At 56.6% G+C, this 2,720-nt stretch carries 2 protein-coding genes; both read right to left on the bottom strand.

What is annotated here, in order from left to right; all coding sequences use genetic code 11:
- Nucleotides 1–199: 199 nt before the first annotated feature.
- Nucleotides 200–892: an IS21-like element helper ATPase IstB gene (gene istB, locus U9S71_RS11070; protein WP_326327501.1), complete on the bottom strand. Its 693-nt coding sequence runs from the start codon at nt 890–892 to the stop codon at nt 200–202.
- Between the two features lie 131 nt (nt 893–1,023).
- Nucleotides 1,024–2,544 (bottom strand): IS21 family transposase, encoded by a 1,521-nt coding sequence (gene istA, locus U9S71_RS11065; RefSeq protein WP_326327500.1) that lies wholly within the window; start codon nt 2,542–2,544, stop codon nt 1,024–1,026.
- Nucleotides 2,545–2,720 lie beyond the last annotated feature (176 nt).

Here is a 2,720-nt window from a genome sequence, read left to right as displayed (position 1 = left end):
TGTCTATTTCGGAGATATGGGGCCGATGTTTTCGGTCGATACTGGGCCAGCGTTTTCGGAGGATGCTGGGCCACTTTCCAAGTGCAATTATAGGTGATTAATGTTAAGCTTCCAATATTTTTTATTCGGGTGCCGGGGAATGCAGTGGTTTGATCAACCTTAACCTGCCTGCGCGGCGAGCGCCCGGCGGAGGCACCGTTTACTGTACCCTGTTTTTCTTTCTGAAAGATTCCCCGTCGAGTTCGATCCTGTGTGAGGAGAAGACGATCCGGTCGAGTATCGCATCAGCGATGGTGCTCTCACCGATCAGTCCATGCCATTCCGATACGGGTATCTGCGAGACAAGGATGGTGGATGCCCTGTCATAGCGATCTTCGATGACATCCATCAATACGTTTCGGGCGGCCTGGTCGATTGCCGTCAGCCCGAAGTCATCCAGTATGAGCAGCCGGCAGCGGGATATTTTCTTGAGCAGCTTATGATAGCTTCCCTCCAGCTTTGCCAGCCTTGCCGCATCGAAGAACCGGGCGGTGTTGTAATACTGGGTTTTATGGAGCATCTGACAGGCCTTCACCCCGATACATTGCCCCAGGAAGCTTTTGCCCGACCCGGTGGGGCCTGTCAATATGATGTTTTCCCTGCGGGTGATGAAGCTCAGCGAGAGTATCCGCTCGAAGGTGCTTTTGTCGAGGTTGCGCGGGGAGAGGTAATCGATGTCGGCGGCGGAAGCCGCCTGCCTGAACCCGGCGCGCTGGATGAGGCCGTCGATCTGGCGGTTCTGCCGGCTCTCCCATTCGGAGTCCACCAGCAGGGCCAGGAAGTCGTCCTTGGTTTCCTCGCTGTGAAGGTTTTCCGTGAGGCTGCGATGGTACAGTGCAGCCATGGCGTTCATGCGCATCCCGCGCATTTTCTCAATGGTGTTGTGTTCGTTCATGTTATTGTTATTTATTGTGATGTAATCGATCGTTAAGCTGCCGGGGGGTCAGCCCCGAACCCGTTCGGGACAAGCTATGCCCGTTGCGGTCAGCTGTAATGGGCCGCCCCGCGCACGTTGGCATGTTCGGGTATGGGCTGGTCCTCTTCCATGTTTTCCTCCAGCATATCCAGCCTGTTTCTCAGGATTTTCTCGATGGTGTGGTAGGATGCCCGGTGATATTCCAAAGCCCGCTTGCAGGCGTTTTCCAAACGCCCCCGACCGTAATGTGCCGCGAAGGATAGGATGCCCTGCGACTGTTTATAGGCGATTTCCGGGTAGCTGTATTGCCCGATCAGCCGCTCGATGTAATCTCGTGTGTGGGTTCCCACCCGCAGGGCCCTGTCCAGGAAGTATTCCGGCCGCCATTGGCTGTAAACCTGGTGGCTGGAAGGCATGTGCTCCCCCACGGTGGTGTAATGGCCGCCCCGGTAATTCCGGGCGTGCTTGGCGATACGCTGTCCGTTATGGCATATTTCGACCGTATCCCTGTTATACTGTACCTCCACGTGGTGGCCGATATAGCGATGCGGGACGCTGTAGTAATTCTTGTCCTCGCTGTGGTATACGTGCGAGGTCCTCTGGACCTTGGCCCTTTTGAAGTACCGCAGGCTGTAGGCACCGGCCGGGAGCGGGGACAGGTGTTCGCGTTCCAGGTCGAGGAAATGGCTGCGGCGCGAGCCGTTGCCATGTGAAAACAGGTAATCGTTGTAGGCGGGCAGCAGTTCCCCGATGGCATCGTTGATGCTTTTCGCATCGAAAAAGGTGTGGTGGCTGAGCGGATAATAGATCCGCTGGTAGACCAGATCCACGCTGCGCTCAACTAGGCTTTTATCCTGCGGCCGGTGCGGGCGGGCCGGGTCGACCACGCAGCCGTAATGCAAAGCGAAGTCCGCCAGTGTCTTGTTGATCAGCGGCGCGTATTTCGAACCCTTGCTCACGGCTGATTTAAGGTTGTCCGAGACGATGGCCTGCGGCACCCCGCCGAGCCACCGGAGGCACGCTTCCAGGCAGGCAATCACATCTTCCCGCTTCTGCGAGGGCACGGCCATGATGAACGTGTACTGGCTGCACGGGAGGATGGCGACGAATACCTCGGCAGCCACCTGCTCGCCGGTTTCCTTGTCCGTGTAATACAATTTCTTGCCGCAGAAGTCAACGAAAAGCTTTTCCCCGGCCCTGTGGGTGAGTTTGCCGGAGTGGGCACCCAGCCCTTTCCAGCGCCGGTAATGCCAGGTGAACTGCGTGTAGCGGTAACCACCCGGGTGGCGCTGGAGGTATTCCCGCCAAAGCTGCTGCAGGGTCGCCCCCGGTGTGGTCATTTTGGCCTCGATGGTGCTGAACTCCCCCGAAAGCGCCTCGTAGCGCTCCTTCTCGGTCTGGCCTTCCTCGGTGAACAAATCCCGCAGGTCCGGCTCCTCAAGTTCCATGAGTTCATCCCAGGACAACCCAAGCTCCCTGAATCGGGAAACGTAGCCGTCCACGGTTTTACGGTTGATGTTCAGCAGTGCCGCTGCCTTGCGGTTGCTGAGACCCTTGCGTTTTAGTGTGATCAATGTGCGTAGTTCCATGATGTCTATACGTTGTCCTGCCATGCATCTATATGTTTTGATGCAAGACTAGCCATTTCATGGAAAGTGGCCCAATGACCTCCGTTAATCCGTCATATTCACCCCTCGTTTTGGCCCAATGACCTCCGTGATGAAATGCGAACTTTTTGGCCCAATGATTCCCGAAATCACTGGCC

Origin of the sequence: Parapedobacter flavus, assembly GCF_035818675.1 — a bacterium.
Classification (GTDB): Bacteria; Bacteroidota; Bacteroidia; order Sphingobacteriales; family Sphingobacteriaceae; genus Parapedobacter; species Parapedobacter flavus.
Note: the sequence above shows the minus strand (reverse complement) of the source record. Positions and strands in the feature narration are given on the sequence as shown.